This is a genomic window from Vibrio japonicus (assembly GCF_024582835.1).
Lineage (GTDB): Bacteria > Pseudomonadota > Gammaproteobacteria > Enterobacterales > Vibrionaceae > Vibrio > Vibrio japonicus.
On the sequence record NZ_CP102096.1, the window covers coordinates 2,104,600 to 2,130,577 of the forward strand.

20 protein-coding genes and 2 pseudogenes are annotated in these 25,978 nt (G+C 40.4%); 2 read left to right on the top strand and 20 right to left on the bottom strand.

What is annotated here, in order from left to right:
* Positions 1 to 6: 6 nt before the first annotated feature.
* The 8 genes from NP165_RS09900 to NP165_RS09935 all read right to left on the bottom strand — a co-directional run bounded on the left by NP165_RS09900 (position 7) and on the right by NP165_RS09935 (position 9,352).
* Positions 7 to 1,743 (bottom strand): SLC13 family permease, encoded by a 1,737-nt coding sequence (locus tag NP165_RS09900; protein WP_257083808.1) that lies wholly within the window; start codon positions 1,741 to 1,743, stop codon positions 7 to 9.
* A 37-nt stretch (positions 1,744 to 1,780) separates the two neighbouring features.
* On the bottom strand, positions 1,781 to 2,431 hold the full coding sequence (locus tag NP165_RS09905) for an ABC transporter ATP-binding protein (protein WP_257083809.1): 651 nt from the start codon (positions 2,429 to 2,431) through the stop codon (positions 1,781 to 1,783).
* Positions 2,424 to 3,659 carry a glycosyltransferase family 92 protein gene (locus NP165_RS09910; RefSeq protein ID WP_257083810.1) on the bottom strand — a complete coding sequence of 412 codons (1,236 nt, stop codon included), beginning with the start codon at positions 3,657 to 3,659 and terminating at the stop codon, positions 2,424 to 2,426. The genes NP165_RS09905 and NP165_RS09910 overlap by 8 nt, the downstream gene beginning before the upstream one ends.
* Position 3,660: 1 nt before the next feature.
* Positions 3,661 to 4,689: a sulfotransferase domain-containing protein gene (locus NP165_RS09915; RefSeq protein WP_257083811.1), complete on the bottom strand. Its 1,029-nt coding sequence runs from the start codon at positions 4,687 to 4,689 to the stop codon at positions 3,661 to 3,663.
* A gap of 1 nt (position 4,690) precedes the next feature.
* The gene (locus tag NP165_RS09920) at positions 4,691 to 5,677 is read right to left on the bottom strand and encodes a hypothetical protein (RefSeq protein ID WP_257083812.1); all 987 of its coding nucleotides are present in this window, start codon (positions 5,675 to 5,677) and stop codon (positions 4,691 to 4,693) included.
* 4 nt (positions 5,678 to 5,681) lie between these two features.
* Complete coding sequence (locus tag NP165_RS09925) at positions 5,682 to 7,715, bottom strand: HAD-IA family hydrolase (protein WP_257083813.1); 2,034 nt, start codon at positions 7,713 to 7,715, stop codon at positions 5,682 to 5,684.
* The gene (locus NP165_RS09930) at positions 7,712 to 8,758 is read right to left on the bottom strand and encodes a hypothetical protein (protein ID WP_257083814.1); all 1,047 of its coding nucleotides are present in this window, start codon (positions 8,756 to 8,758) and stop codon (positions 7,712 to 7,714) included. The genes NP165_RS09925 and NP165_RS09930 overlap by 4 nt, the downstream gene beginning before the upstream one ends.
* A 168-nt stretch (positions 8,759 to 8,926) precedes the next feature.
* Positions 8,927 to 9,352 carry a hypothetical protein gene (locus tag NP165_RS09935; protein WP_257083815.1) on the bottom strand — a complete coding sequence of 142 codons (426 nt, stop codon included), beginning with the start codon at positions 9,350 to 9,352 and terminating at the stop codon, positions 8,927 to 8,929.
* 567 nt (positions 9,353 to 9,919) lie between these two features.
* On the opposite strand from NP165_RS09935, the pseudogene NP165_RS09940 reads away from it, so the two are divergent.
* Positions 9,920 to 10,844: pseudogene (locus NP165_RS09940) on the top strand (IS5 family transposase).
* Positions 10,845 to 10,902: 58 nt separating this feature from the next.
* Positions 10,903 to 11,374, top strand: a pseudogene (locus NP165_RS09945) (IS1 family transposase); the annotation flags it as partial.
* Positions 11,375 to 11,479: 105 nt separating this feature from the next.
* Here NP165_RS09945 and NP165_RS09950 read toward each other — a convergent pair.
* From NP165_RS09950 to NP165_RS10005, 12 genes are read right to left on the bottom strand one after another with little or no spacing between them, the layout of a single operon-like run.
* Complete coding sequence (locus tag NP165_RS09950; RefSeq protein WP_257083816.1) at positions 11,480 to 12,322, bottom strand: sulfotransferase domain-containing protein; 843 nt, start codon at positions 12,320 to 12,322, stop codon at positions 11,480 to 11,482.
* 6 nt (positions 12,323 to 12,328) lie between these two features.
* Positions 12,329 to 16,069, bottom strand: a complete 3,741-nt coding sequence (locus NP165_RS09955; RefSeq protein WP_257083817.1) for a glycoside hydrolase family 99-like domain-containing protein — start codon at positions 16,067 to 16,069, stop codon at positions 12,329 to 12,331.
* Positions 16,057 to 17,142: a dTDP-glucose 4,6-dehydratase gene (gene rfbB, locus NP165_RS09960; RefSeq protein ID WP_257083818.1), complete on the bottom strand. Its 1,086-nt coding sequence runs from the start codon at positions 17,140 to 17,142 to the stop codon at positions 16,057 to 16,059. Before rfbB ends, NP165_RS09955 begins: the two co-directional genes overlap by 13 nt.
* A gap of 53 nt (positions 17,143 to 17,195) precedes the next feature.
* Positions 17,196 to 18,092 carry a dTDP-4-dehydrorhamnose reductase gene (gene rfbD / locus NP165_RS09965; RefSeq protein WP_257083819.1) on the bottom strand — a complete coding sequence of 299 codons (897 nt, stop codon included), beginning with the start codon at positions 18,090 to 18,092 and terminating at the stop codon, positions 17,196 to 17,198.
* A 14-nt stretch (positions 18,093 to 18,106) separates the two neighbouring features.
* Positions 18,107 to 19,057: a glycosyltransferase family 2 protein gene (locus NP165_RS09970; RefSeq protein WP_257083821.1), complete on the bottom strand. Its 951-nt coding sequence runs from the start codon at positions 19,055 to 19,057 to the stop codon at positions 18,107 to 18,109.
* Complete coding sequence (locus NP165_RS09975; RefSeq protein ID WP_257083822.1) at positions 19,044 to 19,841, bottom strand: glycosyltransferase family 2 protein; 798 nt, start codon at positions 19,839 to 19,841, stop codon at positions 19,044 to 19,046. Before NP165_RS09975 ends, NP165_RS09970 begins: the two co-directional genes overlap by 14 nt.
* Positions 19,842 to 19,843: 2 nt before the next feature.
* Positions 19,844 to 20,389 carry a dTDP-4-dehydrorhamnose 3,5-epimerase gene (rfbC, locus tag NP165_RS09980; protein ID WP_257083823.1) on the bottom strand — a complete coding sequence of 182 codons (546 nt, stop codon included), beginning with the start codon at positions 20,387 to 20,389 and terminating at the stop codon, positions 19,844 to 19,846.
* A gap of 58 nt (positions 20,390 to 20,447) precedes the next feature.
* Complete coding sequence (rfbA, locus tag NP165_RS09985; protein ID WP_257083824.1) at positions 20,448 to 21,362, bottom strand: glucose-1-phosphate thymidylyltransferase RfbA; 915 nt, start codon at positions 21,360 to 21,362, stop codon at positions 20,448 to 20,450.
* A 43-nt stretch (positions 21,363 to 21,405) separates the two neighbouring features.
* Positions 21,406 to 22,803, bottom strand: coding sequence for a KpsE/RkpR family capsule polysaccharide export protein (locus tag NP165_RS09990; RefSeq protein WP_257083825.1), 1,398 nt, complete (start codon positions 22,801 to 22,803; stop codon positions 21,406 to 21,408).
* A 17-nt stretch (positions 22,804 to 22,820) separates the two neighbouring features.
* Positions 22,821 to 23,606 carry an ABC transporter permease gene (locus tag NP165_RS09995; RefSeq protein WP_257083826.1) on the bottom strand — a complete coding sequence of 262 codons (786 nt, stop codon included), beginning with the start codon at positions 23,604 to 23,606 and terminating at the stop codon, positions 22,821 to 22,823.
* 35 nt (positions 23,607 to 23,641) lie between these two features.
* Positions 23,642 to 25,378, bottom strand: a complete 1,737-nt coding sequence (locus NP165_RS10000; RefSeq protein WP_257083827.1) for a polysaccharide biosynthesis/export family protein — start codon at positions 25,376 to 25,378, stop codon at positions 23,642 to 23,644.
* A gap of 15 nt (positions 25,379 to 25,393) precedes the next feature.
* The gene (locus NP165_RS10005; protein WP_257083828.1) at positions 25,394 to 25,771 is read right to left on the bottom strand and encodes a hypothetical protein; all 378 of its coding nucleotides are present in this window, start codon (positions 25,769 to 25,771) and stop codon (positions 25,394 to 25,396) included.
* Between the last annotated feature and the right edge of the window lie 207 nt (positions 25,772 to 25,978).

The following is a 25,978-nucleotide window of genomic DNA, read 5'->3' on the forward strand; positions in this document are numbered from 1 at the left end:
ACGGGGCTAATAGCCGTACACTAAAGTAATTGCAGCTACCGTTATTGTTCCATAGACAACACTGACCGGTAGTCCAACTCTAACAAAATCCATAATTCGGTATTGACCGGCATTATAAACCATTAAATTAGTTTGATATCCATATGGGCTAAAAAAACTAGCACTCGCACCGAATGCCACTGCCATAATGTAACCCGTTGGATCTATTGCTAAGCTTTGAGCTAAGCCTATTGCTATTGGAAAAACTAATGCTGCTGCCGCATTATTCGTCACAAGCTCTGTTAGCCACCACGTTGCTAGGTAAATAACACATAGCGCGACAAATGGCGTAAAGCTCTGCTGATTATTAGCAATGACTTGACTAAGCAAGTCGATAGCTTGTGTGTTAGTTAACGCGTAAGAAAGCAGCAACGCAGAGGAAATAATCAACCAGATCTGAGTGGGTAAACGCTGTAGGATTTCATTGGGCTTCAGGGTGTTAGTTAAAAGTAATATGCCTAAAAACAGCAACAAACTCTTAAATAGCGAGACTAAACCAAGCGCAGATAAAGCGATAGAAACCACAAACCCCAACACAGCCAACCACTCACTGCGTTGGCTTAACGTACGTTCCGTTTCAACACCACTCACAAAAAAGAAGTTTTTGCTTAAGTTATGTCGGGATTTGAAGTCTTCACCCACCGCTAATACTAAATAATCACCCGGCTTTAGTAACACCTCACCGAGCTTCCCTGACAACCTCTCTCCATCACGCTTGATTGCCACTACGGCTGCGTCAAACAAAGCCCGAAAACCGGCGTGTTTTAAGGTCTTGCCTACTAGTATGCTTTCAGGCCTGATAATGACCTCTGAAAGGTTATCAAGCAGCAAACCGTTCTGGTTTGCAAAAGATTCTAACCCTGAGAATTGATTTAGTAGCGTGACTTTTTTGATATCACCACTAAACAATAACCTGTCGCCTTGCTGCAATACTTCTGAAGGGGAGACAGGGGAAATAAGATGCCCTCCGCGCTGCAATTCAACCAAGAATAACGACTCTAAGTTACGCAGTCCGTTTTCTTCTATGGTTTTTCCAATTAAGGAAGATTCTGGCATCACTTTCGTATCGATAAAGTAATCAGCGACAACCTTGGTATTCTCAGGTCGGTTGGGTAGCCAACGGCTAAAAAAAAACAGAGTAGCACCACACCCTAGCACTAATAGTGAGCCAATTAGCGTGAAATCGAAAAAACCCAATTCTGGTAAACCTAGATCGATGACCATAGAATTGACGATCAAATTGGTTGAGGTACCGACTAACGTCAAGGTGCCACCTAAAATAGCCGCATAAGAAAGCGGAATAAGAAGGCGGCTGGGAGAATGGTGATTGTTTGCACGAATCGGTGCCAACATAGCAGAGACAACTGCCGTGTTATTCAACACCGCTGACGAAAGCGCGCTAAAGGTAAAAAGATTAAGCCATGAGCGAGTGTAACTAGGACGAATCACATAATTGGCAATTTGACGCAGTATTTTGGTCTTTTCTAACGCCAGTGAGCAGAGCATCAACAGCACCAGAGTTAGCACGCCTTGATTTGCAAAACTTGCCACTACCTGCTCATTTGTGACAAAGCCACAAGCAATCAGTACGAGCAACAACAAACCAAACACTCTTTCAGGTTGAGACTGGAACTTTATCAACCCCAATATAGTTAGCGCAAACAAGCCTAAGACAATGTATGCAGGTACAACTTCGACGTTCAATTTTCTATTCTTATGGTTTTCTAATATTCAACTTAGGCTAGAGTGTTTTATACACTGATAACGCCTGCTCCAAATCTTCGTAATAGGTAAGCTCACCTTGATGCAAGATAACCGCGCTATCACAAAATTGGCGAATCTCTTTTAAATCATGGCTGACCATGATAACACTCGCTGTTTTACTTTTCTGTAAAAGTGCATTTTTGGCTTTCTGGCGAAACTTTTGGTCCCCTACGGATGTTGCCTCATCAATCAAATACACATCGAAATCAATCGCTATACAGCAACCAAACGCCAAACGAGAGCGCATACCGCTCGAGTAGTTTTTCACAGGAAGATCGTACTTAATACCCAGCTCAGCAAAGCTTTTTACCTTTTCTTCGTACTCGTCCAGATTGCCGACGCCATTTACTCTACCAATAAAGCGTGTATTTTCTCGCCCTGTCATTTGAGGATGAATACCAGTTGCTAGGGCAACTGGCCAAGAGATAGCGCGATCAGTAATCACCTTGCCCGAATTCGGGTATTCGCTACCAGCAATGATGCGGAATAGAGTTGATTTACCTGCACCATTCGAACCGAGTAAAGCGACATTACGCCCTTCAGGAAAAGTAAAGTTAATATTTTGAAAGATGTACTGTTTACCCAGTTCGGATGGGTAGTATTTAGTCAGGTTACGCAGCTCAATCATCGGTAATTTTTTGTTCCATTTGCGTAAGCTTGTGCTTGATAAATTCACCTTCCGGGCGAAGCTTATGAGCAATACGCATGAGTTGGCATGCTATATCAGGATCACTCTCCTCAAAAAATAGTGATGCGTTACGTATTTCATCAATATATTTATTCCTACTGCCATTGAGCGACACTGTTTTATGAGGATGACGTAAATCGTTTTTGGTTAGATGAAGACCAAGTTGTGCGGGTTCTTTATTCAGCTCATCTTTAATCTGACGCCGACGCCGTACAACTTCTGGTATCGTAATATTATTTAACGCACGATATAAGACTTTAGCTTCATCTTTATTAACACCATTATCGATCACTGATAGTAATTTTTGGTATCGAGCTGTAACGTAACCTTTTGAATCAAAAACATCCGAAACTAGATCTAGATTTTCCAGCATCGTTTCATATTTCTGGTAATAGTTATCCAACAAATAAGAATCAATTTTATATTCAATATCTAAGCCTTTATCTGTCTTATAGCCCTTTCGGTTTGATTTAAATCGATTTCCATTTGGGAGTCCTCTTCCAAGCATAGACACATACTCAAGCTGACCTCTATACAAGCGGTGTACCAAAAAAGCTTTTGGAAAACAGCCTTTATCTATTTTAACTTTTGCTTTCACATGTTCTAAAAAATCCGCAGTCTTCAAATTACCATCTGCATAGTGTAAATTATCACCGTTAGAATTATGTATTCCTAGGCTATACTTACGCCCTAGTTTAATTAAATGTTTCACATGTAAGTCCAAAGCTAACACGTTATTTTTCGAGAAACAATGGCTAAAATCAGAATCACTTTTGTGTATTGCCCAGTTAAATAAATAAACATCAAACTGTTCGCTTTTTTTTATATACTCTTGGATACTAGATTTAAAATCATTTGGCGTCCAAAACTCATCCACATCAAAGAAGGCTATATGTGAAAATTGTTTTGAAGGCGTTTTTTTTAAAGAATATTCATAAGCTCGTGTTTGAAATAACTTAGCTCCCTTATGATACAAGCCATCACTATCTATAATGTTAATATTATAAGCATTCGATAGCTTTTCTAATACTTCTTTTGATTTATCTGATGTGTTATTTACATGTATATCGAATGAATCAAAACCAAAGTATGCATGATGATATATCCACTCGGGTAAATAAGCAGCTTCGTCTTTAGCTATTGCAACTAACTTTACTCTAGTTTCCATATTAATTTTTCTCGCTTATCTTTAAGAGCATGTTCATCTGAATTGCGACTAAATCTTCTAGCTTTTCAATTCGTTGCTGTAATAGTGACATCTCACTTTCTGTACTTTGTGTAATGTTTTTTTTGGATGAAGGAAAAACTGACCTACCTGAGTAATACATGTTCTCGAGTGCTAGATTCGATTCTAGAAATCTATCTTCTATCTTTTTTGTCAGATCAAAGGAAAGCGTGATAGCGTATTTTTTACTTATCAAATTCTGACTATTAGGCGCAGATGCTAAAATAGTATTTTTAATCTTTTGAGTATGAGGGCTCTCATAAATAGTGTAAATTTTCGTTAGGCTTTCGCATATAGCACTGCTTAGTCCCTCATTACTAGCTTCTAGAAACAGCTTTAGTCCGTTATTATTAATACCTGCTCTAGTACAAAAGTCTATAGTTAAATTTTTTTTAATTAAGTGCTTTTTATCTAATGAGCAAACTTTTAGTTCAGCGTTAGGATAATAATTACTAAGCTGTTCTGTAACAAATACATAATCACCAAAATTAGTATTTATCATTTTATCGATATAAGCGTCTAGTGTTTCGCCTTTTTTGTGTCCCCATTGCTGCCACGCGGAAAGAAGTAACTCTCGTTGATCACGAATATAGTAAACAACTTTAACCTTACTAAAGCGTGTCGAAAATAAAGAGTGGATTGCTTTTAGCTTTGGAGATCCTATTGCATTTACTAAATTTTCTGCTGTGATTATTACTTTCTTACAGCCTTGATCTTCGGCAGTAATTAAAAAGTCGTCAATCTTTTTTTCTAGTGCATTAATGTTAAGATCGCCATTGATGACTTTTTCTATAAAGTCTCTTGGTGTATGAGTCCGATTAATTCGATACGCTTTATTGCATGGGAAGTTGAAGTCACTATCTGGCATAAAAATGCCACGATCTTTTAACACTAGTCTATTAGCATAAAGAAAATCTTGAATAGTAGTCGAACCACATTTTGGGTGGCCTGGGTGTAAAATCAGCTCAATCATTTTAGAGCCACTCCTCCATAACGATGTTATATAAATCTTGAATTAAGTTAGAAGCGTTTGGGCTTAAAAGCCAATCAGGACTGATAGTCTTTATTTTTTTCTTATGATTGACGGGAGCATAGCTCAATATCCGATCAGAGTATTTCTCTGGAATACTTCGTTCACAAAGCCGATCGACAAAATAATCTCCAGATTCAGTCGAGTCTTGATCTTTTGCCATTAAATCACGAATTTTGGGGATGAGCTCTTGAACATCATCTTTACGAGTATAGAAGTTTTCTCGAGTCTTACTGCTTTGAGGTAGTTGGGCTTTTTTACTCAAGACATTCAAGCAACGTATTATTTCTGTTGTTTCTGGATCCAAAGAAGCATTTCTTACGCCGTCGCTTTGCTTAGAAACATCGATTTCACCTGGCGAAATACCCATTAGGCCGAAGAATACACTTACTAATTCCCCATTTTTTGCTAAAGAGTCATAGTCTAAAATATGTAAATTTTCTCGGCCAAAGTGCTTCGCTAGTACATCTAATGTCATTGTCTGCATTAATGTTTTACTTTGCCCAGGGCGAATCAAATCTCGATAGAAGAATGAGTGAAAGGGTTCACATCCTCCATGTTTTACAGATTCTTGCCAAAGAGAATACATTTTCAAGCTTGAACGTCGCCATGCATAGATTACTTTGATATCGAAGTCTTTCTCTAGACTACTATATAAGTAAGCATAATCTTGAGCGGTGAAGTGAATAAAATTCTCACTTGATAACAAAATGTTTAATCCACATGCTTTTAGCTTTTCAATATCTTCGTCATTAATGGCTCGTCTTCTCACAATATTCACAAGATCATGATGGCCAATATGATTAAAAAACTGAAGTGGATAAGAAACATTGTTCTTTTCTAGGACCTCTTTATTGTCCAAGCTCGCTTTTTGAATCACAGTTGTCCCTGTTTTATGAGGGCCAACGTGCAGATAAATCGTTTGTTTCATGTTCTTATTCACCTAAAAATGGAAACCGGCCAAACTGGCTGATCAAAGGGCCCCATTTTAAAATCTGTTGTTCGTTTAGTTCGTTCTCGCCTGTGAAAGGGTTGCTCCAACCAGCGGCCTGCCATTTATCGATTGGGTTTAAAATATGCAGGTTGGCAAGGCCAAAATCTCCAGGGAGTTGAGCGTCAGCAACCGCGTTGTCTCCGATATGAACGAAACGCGTTTTATCTTTGAGATTGTCACTGATGTATGACCACATTGTGCCATTGTCTTTGCGCAACCCACGCTCACTTGAGACAAAAAGCTTGTATCCGTTAGTCACGCCAGCTTTTCTCAGCATTAAGAGAATTTGGTATTCATCGTAGTAAGTGTCAGAGACAATGTAGACTTCCTTACCCATACCGATAAGCTGGTTTAAGATGTCGACAACTTCATCTTTACTCTCAATCATCTCTAGGTCGTACGCAAACTCCAGATCCGCGTACTGTTTTGCACTACCTTCAGGGAGTGAATTGAGGTCGACCATTTTTTCATATGTTTCAAAAATGCTCACATCACCTTGAAAGTGCTTGCCTTGTCTTACTTTGAATTCAGCTTCGTTTCTAGCTTTTACAAACTCATGAGGGCATGAAAACAGCCCATCATTAACCAACTGTTTACCAAGTTTAAGCTTTGCATAATCAGGCACATAATGGCTTCGTCTTACTAAAGTATCAAAAACATCAAACGAGATGATCTCGAAAGGTTGCAGCTTATGTAATAACTGCTCCTTGTTACAGACATAATTGGCAAAAATATAGCTTTTGTCATATGTGAAACGTGCCAGCTCAGGATGGAAAAACAGCTGAGAATACCCATTTTTTTCTGCCAATAGTCCAATACAGCGCTCTAGGGCATGAAGAGGCGAACCGTCGTTAGGTAATGGCTCTTGCGGGAAATCGGAATATTCGTAGCTTTTATCGAGCAACTGTTGGAGCGCTTTAGGTTTTGCCCAAAACATCCCCCCTACAGGGTAAGGAAGAAACTCAGTATGGTCATCCAATCCCCACTCTTCAAAGAAAGGTGTCTTAAACGGTTTATTTTTCAGCCAGTGGTTTACCCAGTCTGGCATCATAGCAAATGATGTTGGGTAATAAATGCCACACTCTTCAACGTTGAGCATATGCGTGATCATTCTAGTAACAACATAGTGATCTTTCAGTAAGAACTCCCCCAGATAGTCGGCCCATTGGGTTTGAGGGCGACCAGAGTACAGGGATTTTTTAGAGTGCAGGTGACAAAATAGATCGTAATCCATCAGCTTTTGTCCAAACTCAACCAACATCGGACCAAAATTACGCCCTTGGTTAGGAACTTCGACAACTTCGATGTTCTTCACTGCATCGAGAGAGCCAAGTTGCTTGGTTATCTCACTCTCAAACGCTTTGTCGCTGACGCTTATTAATAAATCTACCTTGACCGGAAAGTCTGTTAAGCATTTAGCGTAATACGATATAAAATCTTCATAGAAAATATGCAAGCAGACCGCAACTTTTGCTTCGGCAATGCGTTTTTTATCCGGTGTGATTTCAATAGATTGTGTCGGAGTCCACTTTGGCGAAAAAGGAGCAGAGATACGCCCTTCAAGATGCCCAGCAGAAAGGTAATGCGCAAGTGGACTAACGTTTGCGTGGTATACGTCTAGGCTATGTTTTTGGTAGGTTAAGTTATCAAAGGCAGGGCTTGGACTTACCGCCGAAAAACAGCTCTTATTTAAGTAGTCACAAAACGCCTGTTGTTCGGATGAAAACTGGCGGTTTTGTGTTTCACAATACCAATTAAAGTCAAACAGACCGTGCTTTTTAGCATCCTGAAGAAGTGGCACTTGATCAGTGCTGATATCGTTATGCAGTCCGCTAAGTGCTTCAGTGTGCTTTTTAAGTTTACGAGTGAGTAGCTTGTTCTCTACCTTTAAGGCCAAATGCATGAGTTTTGGATTATGGCGCAAAGTACGTTCAGCTCGAGGGAAACGTTGTTTAATTAATGCTCTGTAATTCATAGTCTCAACCCAAAAAAATCAATACCGTTCACGGTGCCTTCACTAGTTATGTCATCGTCGATTTCAAACAACGGCCAGCTGACCCGAGGTAGCATGCCTTTTTTGGTGACAAAATTGGTGTATAAATCTTCAATTTCTTGATTTGTGAACTCAATGCCGTGCGTGACAAACTCATCCATTTGATTCAACGCGCCATTACAAACCGTTTCTAATAAATGGAAGTTATGCTGACTCGAGACTTTTCGCCCATAGTAGTAATCAAATGTACTGTGTCGCAGTGGGCTAAAACGAATGTCTTGGAACTGGCCGTTCGGTGCGGTTAACAGGCCTTCTAAGAACATAGAACGATCTAACGGGATATACCCATCACCCAGTTTCACGCCTTCTTTTAAGTAACCCTTCATTGAAGCCAATTTTGTTCCAATTTGTTTCTCATCAGGTTTTGAAGCAATAAGATAATGGCCTACAGTGTTGATATCAAAGATTAAACTCAACAGTGTTTGTATAGTTCCGCCATAGCCGACATCGACGACATCGACAGTATCGTGCTCAAAGAAACCTAATTGAATCAGGTATTCTCGATAAGCGTCACTTGAACGACGGATGACAGGAGCAAGCTGCCCAATTCTCGTACAAAGCATATCAGAAACCTTTTCTAGATCATTAGGTAGAAGCAGTTTTTGATTTAGTTCTTTCTCTGAAAAAACATGTTTAATCTTAACATCACTGAGCATAAAACGCGTGCGCAGTAGTTCATACATTGTTCCAGAGAATTTGAAATTAAGTGAGTACGCATGCGTTTTAGGTTCGATTAAGCCAATTTTGAAGAGAAAGGCACGCGATACAAGCAAGTAACGAGTCTCAACAGGTTCCTCTTGCCCCAAAGCGTAGCGGGAAAATGATCGCTCTAACCAATAACCTTCCCGTGCTAAGAAAAAGAGGGGCCTGTCTTTAGGCCGTTGTTCAAAGAGATTTTTGTTGAAATAGGTCAGAACAGGAGCCAAAAAAACCGCCCCCAATTGCTGTAATGATTCGATAGCCATCTAATCGCCTGTTTATTATTACTTTTTATTTAATTTTAAGTTTATTTTTTTGATGCTTAAGGTGTTGTTCTAAAGCCAAGCCCATGAAAATACAACACCCTATTTTCCCATTCAATTATTAAACGTCAAATATTTTGAGTATTTTACACGTCCTGTTGTTTTAACGGCTTATTCATCGGATTTATCGAGACTTGATAACTGATGCTGTAAGGAGAAAAGGAGCTTTTGGTAGTCCATGGCGAACACTATTGGTTCTACATTTACCTTAACACCATCCAAGTATAAGTCTGCAAGAGTGGGTGTGAGTGATGCCTGAGGTAAGTCTGGCGACACTGAAAAGGCGCAGCTTTTGCTTGGAAGGTTAGCGGTAATGAGGTCGTCTCTTGACTCGTTAGCCATGACCTCACAAAACGTACGATTACCCACTTTAAACGCGACATGGACCGGTTGTTGTGGGGATGCTTTTTTATAGGCCCAGCCTTTTACTACGTGGTTAAAGCATGCATCTAGGTGATACTCATAATGTGCAGAGGGATGAACACCACCGCCAGTGAGTTTGTTTTTGATTTTTCTTAAGATTGTTAGGAAAGACATGGTTTTTCTCATTGCTATAAATCGATCAAGCGAAGCTATGTAAATATCCTAGGTTCCACACTGAAGAGTTGGTGAATACGATGGGGAACCGTACAGTTTTAAAAATGTATCTAATGATCGCTGAAACCCACGGTGAGTAAAAGACTTTTCATCCATTTCCAGCACCACCCACTTTCCTTGATAAATACGCTTTACTTGGCTTGCTAGCTCGACATTGTATTTAGATGGTTGATGAAAATAGCATAAATCTGGTTCGGATATATGAACATGTTTCGCTTTTGCTAACGCGTGCCGATCATTGCTAGGGACGGTCATGGCTCAAGATTGTTGAATCGTGATATTATCTACATTTTCTCGTAAATACCTATCGCAATTATTCAAGTAAAATGTCGTTTCTGTAATCGAACGGAATCTGAACACACTTCTGGCGTAAGAGAAACTAGACGGGTATTGAATATTGCATACAACACGGTACTGAGTACTTTAAAAGGCTTTGTTTCCTAAATCAGGGAACTAAATCATCAACCTACGATCTGATCAGCTAAGTTCACTAAAATACGTAGATCAATGGCCAAGCCTCGCTACAAAACAACCAACTGGAAACACTATAACCAAGCTTTAATTAATCGCGGTTCACTGACATTTGGGATGGATGAATGAAGAAGCCATTCAGCTATGGAAGCAAGTCAAGCCGTGAAACCGTGGAATGCCCCGCTTGTTTAGTGATTTAGCCATTACGACGGCCCTTATGGTTAAACGAATATTTTCAATGCCGTCAAGAGGTCTCCAAGGATTCATCTACTCTATTTTTAAGCTCGCTCAATTACCGTTGTCATGCCCTCATTATTCATGCATTAGCAAGCGAGCTAAAACGGTCACCGTCGCATTCACGACAAAAACTAAAGGAACAATTCAACATTTGGCCATTGATGCTACAGGGCTAAAGGTCTACGGTGAGGGCGAATGGAAAGTCAAAAAGCATGGCACTGACAGGAAGCGCCGTGTCTGGCGAAAGTTACATTTAGCGGTCGATACAAATACGCACGAAATCATTGCCGCTGAGTTGAGTTTATTGAATGTGAGCGACGGTGAAGTGCTTCCAAATTTGCTAAAACAGACCCGCCGAAGGGTCAAAGAGATATCTGGCGATGGTGCTTATGACACAAGGTTGTGCTACGAAGCCATTCGCATCAAACAAGCTGTACTGCTCATTCCACCGAGGGAAGGGGCTGCCTTCTGGAAGCAAGGTCATCCCCGCAATCTAGCGGTTGGCTGTCAGAAGCTATATGGTTCAAATAAGCATTGGAAAAAGAAGTACGGCTACCATAAATGTTCACTCTCAGAGACGGCGATGTTTCGCGTGAAGAAACTGCTCGGCGGCACATTAAGCTTAAGAAATTACAATGCCCAAGTTGGCGAAACTTACGCCATGATAAAAGCGTTAAACAAGCTTACAGGGCTAGGTATGCCTGAAACGACAGTGATCGCCTAATAATTAGTCATATTAGGCTCGTTTTACCTGATTTTGAATTAGGAAACAAAGCCACTTTAAAAAGCTCTCGCCAAGACAAGTAACGACGTCCCCTTTCGGCAAAGCGAATATTGAACTCATCTGCGAGGTCGATGAACGATGGTCATTTGTCAGCAGTAAGAAAAATCGTCGTTGGCTCTAGTATGCATGGGAACCACGCTATAAACGAGTGATTGCCCATGCGTTTGGCAAACGCTACTCTAACGCTCTGCTCACCATGTTAGATTTGCTGTCAGCTTTTGATATCTGTTTCTTTTGCACGAATGACTTCAATGTCTACTCTCGTACATTGCCGAAAGAAAAACACATCGCAGGTAAGCGCTTCACTTCACTCAACGCATCGAACGTTTTAATCTAACATTGCGCTCTAGATTAAAACGTTTAGTTCGCAAAGCCATAGGCTTTTCCAAATCAGAAGTAATGTATGACAAGGTCATCGGGGCATTATAGAGCGTAAGTTTTATCAACGATTCAACTGTTTTGAGTCATGACCGATTTAAGAACAGATTTTCAAACCTACTACCATGTTATAAGCAAAGTAAAAATAGAAAGCTGGAGTCTAATCATCCCTTATGCATATCGTAGTAACTATTACATCACACGTATCCGAATCCCTTTAACTGTTGTTCCATTTCTTTGGAAAACATCTCTATGGTTGAATGTTTTAGTTCGTTTTTCCATTTATCCCTAGATTCTATTGTTGATTTACTAGTCATGTGATGGCTCATGTTTTTAGTGTTTTCTTCTACCATTCTGTAATCTAGCCCAACACCTAAGAATTTAGATAGTTTTTCTGAAGTTTGTTTTAAATCTGAAACTATATCTTCAAATCTTAGAACAATAATGTTCTTATTATCCTCTCCATAGCTTAGTAGGGTATTAAAATACTGAATTCTAGTTTCAATCATACGTTGTCCAAATGTTTCTTCCGTATCGTCGTCTAGCCAACCAAAACCATTAAATCCTCTTTTGTTATTGAAAGACATTATTGAAGCTAGCTCCCCCCTAGGATCTCGAACCAAAAAAATATTTTTCACTTCGGGTATACAGATATTTATTCGAGGGGCTAGCTCTAAAGCCACCTTTTCTGCATAGTATACGTAGTTTCTATCCAATGACTCATTAACAGATATTGAAAATTGATTCCAAAGACCTTGAAAAAGTTTTTTTCTAAGATTATCTCCATCAGTTAGTTCATTAAAGTTATAAGGACAATTTCCTAGAGTATTATGAGAGAAATCGAGTACATTTCCATCTTTAAATGTTTGATCTGGGTATCTATCGTCCATCAAATTTGACATTCTACAAAAATAAGTTAGATATCTAGACTCGTAAGGGTAACCATTAGGAACCAAAGTTTCTTTTGAGGTGCCTAAAAGTTGCATAAGAAGTGTTGTGCCAGTACGACCAAATGCTCTTACCAAAATAGGTTTCATCATAACATATTATCCTTTTAATACCATTTCAACTTCTCTTAGATATTCTATTTGCTCACTGTCATTAATGTTAACAATTTCACGACAAATTTTTTGCATTGAATTTATTTCATCAAGTTGAATATCATAATTTCGTTTAGTAACACTACCAGAATGACGGCGGTGTGTGTTGAGGTTTTTTGATATTAACTTACAATTAGCATTTTTTTGACTAAGCAAGTTAATATATACAAACCAATCACCAGCAACTTTGTATTTTAAAATGTTATTCATGTTTTTATTGAAGCAATCAGACATTGATTTTGCATCAAAAATAACCGAGCTAACATTCATAAATTGATTTTTTACGGCTAGGCACTTTTCAATTGTCTCTTTTCCATCGACGATTGTATTGTTGTCTAAAAGCTCTTTCATTTTAGAATCATAGTAATAGCGATAGTCATCTGCCAAGTGTTTATCATTTTCATCAATTTGCTTAGAATCAGTGTAAGCCATTGTAAAGTTGGTATCACCCGCCATTATTGTTGACAAAAACTCTGGTTCGGCCAGATCATCAGCTTCTGCGATCCAAAGGAATTCTCCTTTCGCTAAATCTGCACCTTTTTTCCATTGCTTGAAAACACTACCAGAATTTTTTGTATTGACGATCAGATCAATCTCTCGGTTATAGGTTTTGGCGACAGATTTAATTACATCAAGACTATTGTCGGGGGATTTGTCATCCAGTACGATAAGTTCATAGATCGGATAATTCTGTTCAAATATCGACTTCAATCTAGCTGCGATATGATCTTCATAATTGTAATTCGGTACCGCCACACTGACTCGTTTGAGTTCTGGTATTAGTAACTCGAGTAAGCTAAATACATAATCAGCCCAATCATATTTTTGTGACGCTAAGATCGCGCGACTTTCTTGATGTTCCAGGTTGTCATTCGTGATTTGGTTTTCTATTGCCTTCGCAAATGCAGTGCAATCAGCCATAGGGACAAGTTCACCAAAATAGTCTTTTTCAAGAGCATCGGTAAATCCACCACCGCCTTCAAAGCCAACAACAGGCGTACCTAATGCAAGCGACTCCAATACTACTGACGGAAATGGGTCTTCTCTTGAGGTCATTGCAAAGACATCAGCACCTTGTAGGTAAAGCGAAATTTCCTTAGTAAATGGAACAATATGGAGGTGTTTCTCAAACGTTGTTCCTTTGATGTCCTTTAAGATCCAGTTCTCTAGTGAAGGTTCTATGTTACCCAGCCAAACAAAGTGGTATCTATTATCAAGGGATACACTCTCTTTAGCGGTTTGGATAAATAAGTCAAACCCTTTACGTAAGTCTGCAAACCCAGAGTTAATTACAACTTTTGAATCCAAAGGTAGATCCAGTCTCCTTCTTAACTCCTCTTTGGCGTTTTTATTGCTAACAAGTTTTTGATATATGCCTTGAGGCTTAACAACGGCTTTTTCTGCCAGATCACCAACAAAGCTTTCAAAAGAGCTCTTAACAAAGTCGGCAGCGAAAACAACTTTTTCTACTTCATTGGAGATAGTTTCGGCATGCTCGTGCAAGGCATACTCATTGATCAAAGTAGAAAGTTCATGGACTAAGGATACTGATTTAATACCTTCTTGAGCTAATACCTTTGTGCAAAGCCCCGTAACGGTCGTGTTACAAATAGCATGCTTAAATAGTGAGTCTCGATTCAACTCTTTAACGATATGAGCAAACTCATCTAAGTTACCATTAGCAACAATTGTTGGCCCTACTTTTTTGTATTCTTCGACAAGAGGACCGCCATCAAGTAATACACAGGTAACATCAACTCCAAATTTAGAACGTAGAGTTCTAAAAATATTCAGTGTCAGCAGTTGAGCCCCGTGCTTGTATGCGTCATGGCCCACCAGAATTAACTTAAGTTTATCCTGAGATTCAGATATGTCATGCACTGCTCTATAGGTAGCGTTCATATAAGCCGCTCCCCAATACACATCAGGCTCCAAATGCGCGCCTTCTGCCCACTCATTCCAAGCATTGATGATAACAAAGCTCTCTTTTTCTGCGATTGGGTTTTTCAATGCGTACTTTTTAATTGCTCGTAACCAATTTTCGTACTTCTGAGGAGTAGAACCGACGTATCCCATCCCTCTTCCTGGTTTGCGTGCTTCGTTATCCCAACTAGGCGTGACACCTCTTATGAGTGGGAAGTTTGGTGTTTCATCTTCAGAAAGACTTGATTCGACGAGTGCATCATAAGAAGGGTAGTGACCTTGGAAATTTTTATCGATTAACCCTTGCTCTCGAGAGTTGTCACCAAGTCCAGCCGCAATCTTATGTGGAGGAAACTCTATAGCACCGTCCATACCAAAAATGGCAGGATCATTATCGCCAAATGCTTGCGCCATATAAAATAGCGGTTCCTCATTGAGGATTTCTTTACATAACTTGCGCCATTTTTCTATAGTCGCTTTAGCGCTTGGTATAATGCCTGGACGATAAATAAAGAATAGTGGTCTTCCGTCTATTCGAATATATCTGTTGTCCTGGAAGTGACGACCTAAATCTTTAATGAAGGGTATATCATCTTCTTCTAGGTAGTCTTGCGCTATAAGAACGTCGTTCTCTAAACCATCCCACGTTCTGGTCCAGTTCTCATTTGCCCACATGATGCAAAAAGGCATATCAATATCTGGATTTTCTAGCAGCATGTTCACAGGTTTTTCCATGATACGCTTACCATTAAACCAGTAATGATAAAAACAAAAGCCATGTACACCAGCGGCTTTTGCATAGCGAACTTGCTCCAACATTGCATCTTTTACTCTTAGATCGTAATAACCTAAGTGTTTTGGCAAGTGAGGTTGATAGTGGCTGTTAAAACGAGGCATACCTCTGGTTACATTAGTCCATTCAGTAAAGCCTTGTCCCCACCACTCGTCATTTTCTTTAAACGGGTGGAACTGAGGTAAATAGTATGCGAGAGCTTTTACTTTAGGTTCTAAACTATTGTAGTCTAGGTAGTCCGGCTCTTCATAACCAGGCCCCTTTTGTCTGTAATTGACTGCTTCTGCTACAGAGTTATTCTTCTCAGCAGATTTGTTTTCCTCTAGATACTTAGAGCCCGCCACTTCAATAAAGTGTAAGAATGGGTTTATTTCGTTACGGTTGACATCAAACCTTTCACAGTAATCGACAATATTGATATCGAATCTAGGATTGCGCCCTTCATACACGCCAGTATTTAGGAAATGATTGTACGGGGATACATCACTCGCTGCGATATCTGGGTTGTGCTCTAGATAGTACTCAATATCAAAATACGGATGCGCAGATATTAATTCACTTTTCTCATAAGCGTAGAAATAAGACAATCCACTATTGTGCTTGAGCTCTTGAATCTGTTCCAATAAGTAGCCAATTTCACAATAAGGGGAAGGATTTCGGTGTTCCGTTTCACCAAATAACACATAATGGCAGAGCGGTTTCATTCCAGAGTCTAAAACATCTGGATTTGAATTTAGATAGTACTCAGGTGAGAACAGGAAAGAAGGAGTTCTCCGCTCTTTAAAGCCATTGTAGTAATAGTGAATAATCTCTTCACCTTCAGCTACATCAGGGTTAAGCATTCGGTAATGCTCGAGATCAAATAGTCCTGATTCGCGGATCAACTGAATATTTTGTTCATCTAATGACATTGAGTAAGCTACCTCATAATGCTCTTTATCTTCAACTAACACATCACTTACTTCTTGCATAGTGGGCTCCACCATGCTTCGTTTCCTAAGTACCATTCAACCGTCTTTTTAATTCCTGTTTCAAAAGACTCAGCAGGCTTATAACCTAACTCATTGTTGGTTTTAGTTGCGTCAATGGCGTAACGACGGTCATGACCAGCACGGTCAGTTACATAAGTGATAAGTGTTTCACTTTCGCCTTTCATAGCTGCTTTTGCGAGAGGGTATCGGGTAGATAGTGTAGAATCCGCTGCGAATGCTTCGTTCATTAGTTTACAAACAACTTTAACAATATCGATGTTCGCCCACTCATTGTGGCCACCAATGTTGTAGTTTTCGCCTAAACGGCCTTTATTCAGCACCAAATCAATGCCACGAGCATGATCGGTTACGAATAGCCAGTCACGAATCTGTTGTCCGTCGCCGTAAATTGGCAATGGTTTGTCATGCAGGATATTGGTGATAATGAGTGGGATCAGTTTTTCTGGGAAGTGGAAAGGACCGTAGTTATTTGAACAGTTTGAAGTGGTGACTTCTAATCCATAGGTATGGTGGTAAGCACGTACTAAGTGATCCGATGCCGCTTTACTCGCAGAATAAGGGGAGTTTGGCGCGTATGCGGTTTCTTCGGTAAACGCTGGGTCATTTGGTTCCAGTGTTCCGTACACTTCATCGGTAGAAACATGATGGAAACGGTGTGGTAGCGGAGCTTTACCTTCCGATACAGGCTCATCAATCCAAACTTTCTTGGCTGCTTTAAGCAAACTATACGTGCCTAAGATATTGGTTTCGATAAACGCATCGGGACCAGTAATAGAGCGATCAACGTGTGACTCAGCCGCAAAGTGTACGATTGTGTCAAGGTGGTGTTCTTTCAATAACTGCTCAACTAAACCTGTGTCACAGATATCGCCGTGGGCAAAAACAAAGTTAGGGTTGCTTTCTACGCTATCAAGGTTTGCTTTGTTACCTGCATAAGTTAGAGCATCCAGTACCACGACTTTGTCATTTGGGTATTGTTCTAGCCAATAATGTACGTAGTTAGCGCCAATAAAACCTGCGCCACCCGTTACCAATAAATTACGTTGTTTCATAGTTTTTTTATTTCTTTTTACTTTGTTATTGCGTTTAATGTCGACTCATTAATTTAAACGAGCCTGTCCATCATTTGTGAAAGCTGTTTACGCCAATGTGTAGCCTCAATGCCACTAGCTTGCTCTGCTGCAAACTTATCAATGACGCTAAAGCTTGGCCTTTTGGCCGGCGTTGGATACGCACTAGCAGGGATAGGTCTTATCGGAATAGATTGGCTTAGCAGACCTTTTTCAAGCGCGAGTTCTTGAATAGCAACAGCAAAATCGTACCAAGAGGCAACCCCTGCATCTGTCCAATGGAGAATTTGCGGGCTAGTGTTGTTTTGATCTTTAAGCTGTTTTTGAGAGCATTTCTGCTTGGCAAGCTGCCAGATGACTTCTGCAAGGCCCTTAGCCCAGGTAGGGCTACCTACTTGATCGTACACAATACCCAGCTTATCTTTCTCTTGCATCAAACGTAGCATGGTTTTTACAAAATTATTCCCGTGAGCCGAATAAACCCAAGCGGTACGAATAATCGTTGCATCAGAGCCTAAAACATTGCCAACCTTGATGTCTCCTTTTAGCTTAGAGTCACCATAAACATTCAGTGGGTTTGGCATATCATCAATTTGATAAGGCGTTGTTTTCTCTCCATCAAAAACAAAGTCAGTAGAGATATGAATAAGTGGAATTTGCAGCTCTTTACAGGCAAGGGCTAAATGTTCACTTCCCTGTTCATTGACTGCATAAGCGATTTCCGGCTCTGTTTCTGCTTTATCAACGGCAGTATAGGCTGCGGCGTTAATGACAATATCGGGCTGGTGAGTGTTAACAGCATCAAACACTCGAGTTTTTTGGGTGATATCAAGAGATTGCGAGCTAAGTGCGATAAACTCTACATCACAAGGCGCGCTTTGTTCTAGCTCCCATGCGAGTTGGCCACCTTGGCCCGTGATCAGTACTTTCATGATTAATTTCTTTTTTATATTCGTTTATTGTTTCTGAGCAAAGTTACAAACAAAGCAGCCTGCCCTTTCCAACTGTGTTGTCGCAGCTTCCCTTTGGCAAAAAGCCATAATCTTGGAAAGTACGCATACCGACGTAAATTGGCAAACGCACTCTGCTCTATCTGGCTATTGCTGAAACGTTGATTAAGCTCCGCAGCTTGATCAGCCGATTTCCATAAATAGCAGGCAAACTTGTCTAGGTGATGCGTCATATGAGTCGCAAGATAACGCCAACTATAATTTTGGGCACCGATGGTATTGTTACCATGTTGTCGGTAATCCATTAGTGGCTCATCTATAAATATGACCTCACCTTTCAGCTTGGCCACCAAGACCAACCACCAGTCGTGCATAAAGGCGTTGTTTGGAATCGGCATAGCTAATTCAATAAGTGGACGGTTGAGCATCATCGTACAGCCGGAGGCGACATTTTGCTGCATTAACTGCTCTATAGAGCTATGCCACTGCCTCGATATGTTACGAAAATCAAAGAAGCTTGGGTAGAGCTCATTTAATGATTCATCGACAATTCTTTTATCGGTAAAGACTAATCGCGGGAGAGCTACCCTATTTACGTCGCTATCAACAATGGCTTTATAGGATTTATCAATTTTACTCGGATGCCATACATCGTCTTGGTCACACAACATCACATAAGGGGCGCGTGTTAAGCTCAAACCAAAAGCGAAATTTGCCATTGCACCGTGGGCCGGCCCAGGGTTGCCATGCAATTCTATGCGTGAGTCTGTTTGCATCAGTTTAGTAACGATTGACGGTGTGCTGTCGCTAGAGCCATCATCCACCACGAGTATACGTCTGACTAAAGTCTGATAGTTAAGCGAACTTTGTATAGAATTTATTTGCTGTTCAATAAACCGCTCACCGTTAAAACTAGCTAATACAATATCAATGCTAGGTGCCGCCATAACGATTCTTCAATATTTTTATCTGGATATAGTTACGCAAACGCACATAACGCCATATGGCATTTGAGGCAATCGCTTTACGTAAATACTTATGCTTAGCTTCTCCACCCAAATGATGCACCATTTTCACATTGCTCACGTATTCACAGGCGATATTTAGCAACTTGGCTTTATGACAGAGGGCCACATCTTCGCAATATAAAGGAAACAGCTCTTCAAAACCGTTAAGTCGTTTAAACGTTAACTTAGTTGTCACGATGGACGAAGCAAAATACCAATCTCGGCGTTTTTGCTTTTGTCCTGTTGGCAACCCTAGCTTTGCTTTAAATAGACGCAACGCTTGATTAGGTAAATTAGGCCATTCATTAAAGTTTTGCTGTATCGAACCGTCACTATTGAGCAGGCGTGGATAGTAGAGCTTACCCGCACTGTTTTTACTTGCTTGCTGAAACCACTGATGTACCGACTGATCAATAAATCTACAGTCGGGATTAATGATAAATAGATACTCAAACCGAGCATGCCTAATCGCGTAGTTGTTGCCCACACTAAACGACCGAGGCCTCTCCAACTTGTGCAGCGAGATTGATGAATCCGAGTATTTTAGTTTTTGGTTAAACTCTACCACCAAATCATCAAAAGCATCGCTGCCAAGATTATCGACCAAAACCAACTCAAACGATGAATGCCAATATTGAATAATCGACTCTATCAGCTCAATCACATAGTCAACATGACCATGTGATACGGTTACAAAGGAGATAGGCGGAGTATCTTTTTGCACGATTAGAACTTAGGCGCGTCAATAAAATTAAACCCAGCTTCATCTTTAGCTGATAGGCTTGGTGGCTGTTCATTCACTAACGGCCAATCTATTGCCAGTTCCTTGTCGTCCCATTTAACCGAAACTTCAGAGCTAGGGTGATAATAATCCGTGCACTTGTATACAAACTCAGCTTGGTCTGACATCACGTAAAAACCATGTGCAAAGCCTTCTGGCACCCATAGCTGGCGTTTATTTTCTGCTGAGAGAACAACCCCAACCCACTGACCAAAGGTCTCCGAATCACTACGCATGTCGACGGCAACATCAAACACTTCGCCAGCGACCACACGTACTAATTTCCCTTGTGTATGCTCGGTTTGATAATGTAAACCACGTAAAATGCCATGATTGGACTTGCTATGGTTTTCTTGTACAAACTTTCTCCCTCCACATACCTCATCAAACAGAGAGGTGCGGAAGGTTTCCATAAAGAAGCCTCGTTCATCACCGAACACTTGCGGTTCGATAATTTTCACATCTGGAATTTTTGTTGTAATAAATTTCATAGAATTATGCTGGCTAGAAGTTGCTTACCCTCTTCTAGGCCCTACCCTTATTCAAATATTAAAATACTTTATGCTCTAGTAGCCCTAGTAGGTACTCGCCATAACCTGATTTCTTAAGTGGCTCCGCGGTATCAAGAACTTGGGCCTCATCAATAAAGCCCATTCTGTATGCGACTTCTGTAGGGCTGTTGACTTTTAGACCTTGTCTTTGCTCTATCGCACGAATAAAAATCGCCGCATCAAGCAGATCATCTAAGGTGCCTGTATCTAACCACGCTGTTCCTCGGCCCATCAACTCTACTCGAAGATCTCCTGATTGCAGGTACTGCTCGATTACATCCGTGATCTCAAGTTCACCCCGTTCAGAAGGCTTGACCTGCTTTGCAAACTCTACGACACGATTATCAAAAAAATACACACCTGGAACCGCATAGTTAGATTTAGGATTTAGCGGCTTTTCTTCTATGGATATCACTTGTCCAACTTGATCAAATTCGACGACACCATAAGCTTTAGGGTTTGCCACATGGTAGCCAAATATCGTCGCTCCAGAGGCTTGCTGATTCGCATTCTGAAATGATTTTGCCAAATCATGACCATAGAAGAGGTTATCACCAAGAACTAAAGCGGCTGGCGCACCATCTAAAAACTCTTCTGCTAAGATAAATGCCTGAGCTAAACCATCAGGGGAAGGCTGAACAACATACTCAATCGAAATTCCCCATTGAGAACCGTCCGATAATAAGCGTTTGAAACGATGTTGCTCTTCTTGCGTCGTAATGATGCATACTTCACGAATACCTGCCATGATTAGGTTAGATAGTGGGTAGTAAATCATCGGTTTATCATAAACAGGCATCAACTGTTTACTAACAACTTGAGTTAGTGGATACAAACGCGTGCCAGAGCCCCCCGCTAAAATAATGCCTTTGCGGTTGTAGGGATTATATTCAGATTTTATTGGTATGTTCATATTGCCAACTTATTTGTATTATTCGACTAATTGGGATGGAGGGCTATTTAAGTTCTCTTATTGTTGAAAAGATAATTTTTATTATCACAAACAACATCGCTGCCAATGCTGCAAATAAAGAGATGTTGTAACTGCTATCAGGATATTTACTTTCTTCTGGTTGAGTTGCTGATTCAACAACAACTAAGTACTTCAACTGTCGGTAAGCTTCGATTCGTGACTTCTCAAGAGAAATTTGTGAAGACGTATATGCCTGAAGCGCCAGCTCCATTTTAACTTTAAGATCTGTGTAATTCGCAAGTATCTCACTGAGCGGCATCACTTTTGCGCTATCGTCCGAAAGCTTCCCTCGCTCTTTTTCAAGTTGCGACTTTAATGCATTTAGCTGGTTTTGGGTATGTAAGACTTGTGGTGCTTTGGCGCTCATCACAGCGGCTAAGCCTTTTAGCTCTGCTTCTTTAGCTGATATTTGCCCTTCAAGACCATACGTAATTTGTTGTACTGCCATACCTTCTGCTGTTGGATCAAGCAAGTTATGACGTCGCTGAAAGTTGAGTAGTTTAACCTGTGCTTGCTCTAATTTTGACTCAATATTCTGATGTTCTTGACGAATAAACGCTAACTGAGCCTCTGCCAATTGATGACCGATGGAGTTAATGTACCACTCTGCGCGATCGACAATGGTTTGCGTTAACTTGTGCGCAAATTCCGCATCAAACGCCTGGCTGTAAACATGTACAATACTTGATTTAGAGTCAATATAAACGTTGATGTGTTGTTGATAAAACTCAAGCAACTCTTCCCAAGAGTCATCCTCATCTGTACGACTAAATAGATCGATACCAGATTGGCTATAGTGCGCGCGCAAATTTAAAGTTTTATCTAAGTAAGTAAGCATATCGTTAGACAAAATATACGCTTTCACCAACTCGGTATCAGATACCCCGGTATTAGATACACCCAACCCGGAAAGAATCGCCATCGACGCGTCCATCGTTGCTAAACCATCTGGCTGTTGCACAATCACTTGCGCTTGACTTTCATACCGCTCTGTCGCCCAAAGTAACTGATACCCAGCAAAAGCTATAGTTGGAATCACTACCAACCAAAAAAAGTAGGAATGCTTTAATACCTTTGGCCAATGAGTTAAAGGCTTTTCTTGCTCTACCACTTCAATCTTTTTAGCCGCTGATTCCGACTGTTGGGCAACAGAAGGCTTAACTACCCCCGGCGATGTAACAGAAGTTACGATTTGTGATTTTTTATTAGCTTGATGCTTTTTTAAGTTCGCAACTCGAACAAGAATACGCTTAGCTAAAGCGGCATCGTCTGCTTCAATTTGTTCGGCCTTGGCCATTAACCATTCCACACTATCAAACTGCTCAGGCTTGATCTGTTTTTTTAGCTGCTGGAATCGCTGTTCTACACTTTGTTCTGTCATTCTAATATTCTTTTATATCAACGGCTGATCGCCTGTTTCCATCCAACGTGATAGCAGGCTAGTGCAAAAAACATTGACACCAGAGTGGACATTGTTAGAAAAAAATCACTTACGCCTTCAGTACCATATTGTGGGTAAGCGGCGTAGCGTGCCAGCTCGACCGCATGTAACAATGGATTCCATGTTAAATAAGGCCAAAATTCTCGAGGGATATCTTGTAAACTAAAAAAAATCCCAGAGATGAAAAATAGCGGTCGCATAGCCAACTCACGCAGTTTGTCTATTTCCGGCACATAGCAAGAGGCCAATGAAAATATCACTCCTACGCTACTGGAAATAAGCCAAACCTGTAAAAGGATTATCATCACCTTTAGCGGGTCATGAATTTGCCCTTCTATTTGCAAAAAGTAGGCGAGCACAGCAATAACTGCAACTACAAACAATTTGATTAAAAACTCAAATCCGGCAATAGCGATAATAGAACTGATAGGTTGTACTTGGCGAAAAGCATATAACGGTTTATTTTTTTTAATGGAAGCAGAGACTGTACCAACGCACCCCAATAAAAACTGCACCAGAACCATACCAATTACCATAAAGTAAAAGGTTGGTATACCGTGCGTTTCTCCACCATCCATACGCCCTCGTATGTAAGACAGCATAAAGATAAACGCAACGGGCGAGATAACACTCCACGCAACACCAAATTTATCGTTCGATTTACTTTTTATCTCACGTAAAAAGATAGCGAAGATAACATCTCCCCATACCTTTAACGTCGAGCGCTTTTCCACTTTAGCCATTAGTGATACTCACCTAGTACTCTCATTCTTAATGGCTAGTTAATGGCCACATTGGCCGCTACTGCTATTTGATAAATAATCTGAGTGATGTCTTTTACAGCTTGCATAGTCTTAGTGTCTACTTTTGGTAGTACTAAAATTTGATCGCCCTTTTCAATTGGCTTTTTACTGTCAAACTCTACCAATCCATTTGCTCTAACAATTGCAATTCTTGTGTCTTCAGCACGGTCAGTAAAACCACCCGCCCACGCTATGTAGTCATCTACGTTTGCATTAGCATTATAAACAACCGCTTGAGGCATCAACACTTCGCCACCAATTTGAACCAAATCCGTATGGGATGGGATGACAATTTTATCGCCTTGTTCAAGCAAAATATTAGCGATGTTGTCATTATCAGAAACAATCACTTTCCCCAGAGGCTCTATCTTTCGAGCTCGTTCAGTGAATTGCATCACCATTTCGGCTTCTTTGGCTCGGATAGCTGCCTCCCCATCTGAAGAAGCAGGGGCGGTAAACACACTTCGCTCTAAACGATTTAGTGATTCTTCGAGCATCTCTTTTTGTTTGGCTGCAACGCTTTCTCGCAGAATGTAGATCGCTTTGTTGTTGCTAAGCTCAGGCTCGATGGGAATATAGCTCAGCAATTCATGCAATCGTGTGCGTTTGTTTACCGCAAAATAGGATGGTCCTAAATAACTTCCACTCACTTGAACATCGATCACTTGAGCGTGTAAATCATCGTTAAACATGACTTTATCGCCGTCTTTTAGATCAAAGTCTAAAAAGTCTTGATAAGGCATATATAAGGAAAATGGTCCTGTGTCGCGATTTCCAATCACTCCTACATGACTTATTTTCGCTAAAGGACGTGAATAATCTGTCAAGGTAAAACCCTTAGAGTGAACATTTTCTAATTCAAACCTAAATGGGTTTCTTACCCCGCCCGCAACAGTTATTGCCGCCTTCTGAGGTTTAACGAGAATCACATCCCCATCTTTAAAACTCACAGAGGGTATAAGACCCGTACGAATAAATTCGTATAGATCGATATTTACTATCTCTTTTCCATCACGTAAAACAACGATCTCCCTATAGCTACCACGTTCAGGGTCAATGCCGCCTGAACGCTTAAGGAAATAGAGTATACTGTCAGATGCCATTCCAGCATATTGACCTGGGCGCACAACAGGACCCGAAATAAATATGCTGACAGGCGTTGACGTTAGCAAGTTGACATAAACATTGACGTTATTGGTATACACTTTTTTAATTTGAGCTGTAACATATGCGTTAACGTCACTTGCGCGTAAATCTTGAACCTTAATTGGTCCGACCTCTGGTATGAAGATATTGCCTTGATTATCTACCGTCACGACATTAGAAAAGTTAACGGCTCCCCATAGCCAAATGTTAATTTTATCACCCGCCGCTATTAGGTAATTTTCATTTAAACCATCCGTTCGTTCGGACTCATAGCCCCCAGCAAACAAGTTGGCCCCATAAGGTGGCGGATACCCCTCTCCACTAGAAGGTAATAAATTCCTGACATCAGTTTCACCCGGCAGCAATAAGTTATTCCTATTTTCAGCGCTGTAAGTACCGTTTAGTAGTGCTTGATTTGGAGGAGTTGTCGTTACCAAGTCTTGAGATGGCGATGACTGACCAAAAACAGTAGGAAATGCACTGCTTGGTTCTGAAAAAGATGAATTCGCAAGTATTGGGAACGAAAACAGTAAATTACTAGCTAGAAATAATATTTTGTGGGTCATAACGGAGTACTAAATTCAAAGCTGAATCGGTGAGGCAGATTGGATAATGTTAGGAATCAGGTACCAAGTTCGAATTTGTTCTGGATACTGTTTAGGCTCTGCACAGGCAACTCGTTGAGACTTTACACCATCTATATTCTGGATGATTAAATTCCGACAATCTTGCCCCAAGCTAGAGATATAAAAACCTCCGAGTTCTACTTGATATTCTTGATGAAATAAAACACGTTGTTGAGCATTTTCTAGCTGAGCACGATATTTTGCAGAGAGTTTGCTTCCTATTGATTCAAACTGTTCTTTTACTAAAGGGACTTGAGCTTCTACGTGCCTTGGAGAGCTACTACACGCTGTTAAGCTGACAACCAGCCCACAACAAACTAAAGCTCTTAGCATACGAATTCACTCCTAAAGATATAAAGACATCAAAGATTAATCTAACGTTACATTTATATGACTATTACAAGCTCAGATTAACTTGATACAAGAAAGCCATAGTTTCGGCGCTCAGTATACAATTGGATTCTTAATAGATAAACCATTTTAATATCCCTCGCCATACATTTTCTTTTACAATAGGTAACTTTACTCATAGAATGTTCG

Excerpts from the sequence above, each read along its gene's own strand:
- NP165_RS09935 (WP_257083815.1), bottom strand. The coding sequence starts at position 9,352 with ATGTCTTTCCTAACAATCTTAAGAAAAATCAAAAACAAACTCACTGGC.
- NP165_RS09905 (WP_257083809.1), bottom strand. The coding sequence starts at position 2,431 with ATGATTGAGCTGCGTAACCTGACTAAATACTACCCATCCGAACTGGGT.
- NP165_RS09925 (WP_257083813.1), bottom strand. The coding sequence starts at position 7,715 with ATGAATTACAGAGCATTAATTAAACAACGTTTCCCTCGAGCTGAACGT.
- rfbD (WP_257083819.1), bottom strand. The coding sequence starts at position 18,092 with ATGAAAGTACTGATCACGGGCCAAGGTGGCCAACTCGCATGGGAGCTA.
- NP165_RS10005 (WP_257083828.1), bottom strand. The coding sequence starts at position 25,771 with ATGCTAAGAGCTTTAGTTTGTTGTGGGCTGGTTGTCAGCTTAACAGCG.
- NP165_RS09910 (WP_257083810.1), bottom strand. The coding sequence starts at position 3,659 with ATGGAAACTAGAGTAAAGTTAGTTGCAATAGCTAAAGACGAAGCTGCT.
- NP165_RS10000 (WP_257083827.1), bottom strand. The coding sequence starts at position 25,378 with ATGACCCACAAAATATTATTTCTAGCTAGTAATTTACTGTTTTCGTTC.
- NP165_RS09950 (WP_257083816.1), bottom strand. The coding sequence starts at position 12,322 with ATGATGAAACCTATTTTGGTAAGAGCATTTGGTCGTACTGGCACAACA.
- NP165_RS09920 (WP_257083812.1), bottom strand. The coding sequence starts at position 5,677 with ATGAAACAAACGATTTATCTGCACGTTGGCCCTCATAAAACAGGGACA.
- NP165_RS09995 (WP_257083826.1), bottom strand. The coding sequence starts at position 23,606 with ATGGCTAAAGTGGAAAAGCGCTCGACGTTAAAGGTATGGGGAGATGTT.
- NP165_RS09915 (WP_257083811.1), bottom strand. The coding sequence starts at position 4,689 with ATGATTGAGCTGATTTTACACCCAGGCCACCCAAAATGTGGTTCGACT.
- NP165_RS09990 (WP_257083825.1), bottom strand. The coding sequence starts at position 22,803 with ATGACAGAACAAAGTGTAGAACAGCGATTCCAGCAGCTAAAAAAACAG.
- rfbC (WP_257083823.1), bottom strand. The coding sequence starts at position 20,389 with ATGAAATTTATTACAACAAAAATTCCAGATGTGAAAATTATCGAACCG.
- NP165_RS09930 (WP_257083814.1), bottom strand. The coding sequence starts at position 8,758 with ATGGCTATCGAATCATTACAGCAATTGGGGGCGGTTTTTTTGGCTCCT.
- NP165_RS09970 (WP_257083821.1), bottom strand. The coding sequence starts at position 19,057 with ATGGCGGCACCTAGCATTGATATTGTATTAGCTAGTTTTAACGGTGAG.
- rfbA (WP_257083824.1), bottom strand. The coding sequence starts at position 21,362 with ATGAACATACCAATAAAATCTGAATATAATCCCTACAACCGCAAAGGC.
- rfbB (WP_257083818.1), bottom strand. The coding sequence starts at position 17,142 with ATGAAACAACGTAATTTATTGGTAACGGGTGGCGCAGGTTTTATTGGC.
- NP165_RS09955 (WP_257083817.1), bottom strand. The coding sequence starts at position 16,069 with ATGCAAGAAGTAAGTGATGTGTTAGTTGAAGATAAAGAGCATTATGAG.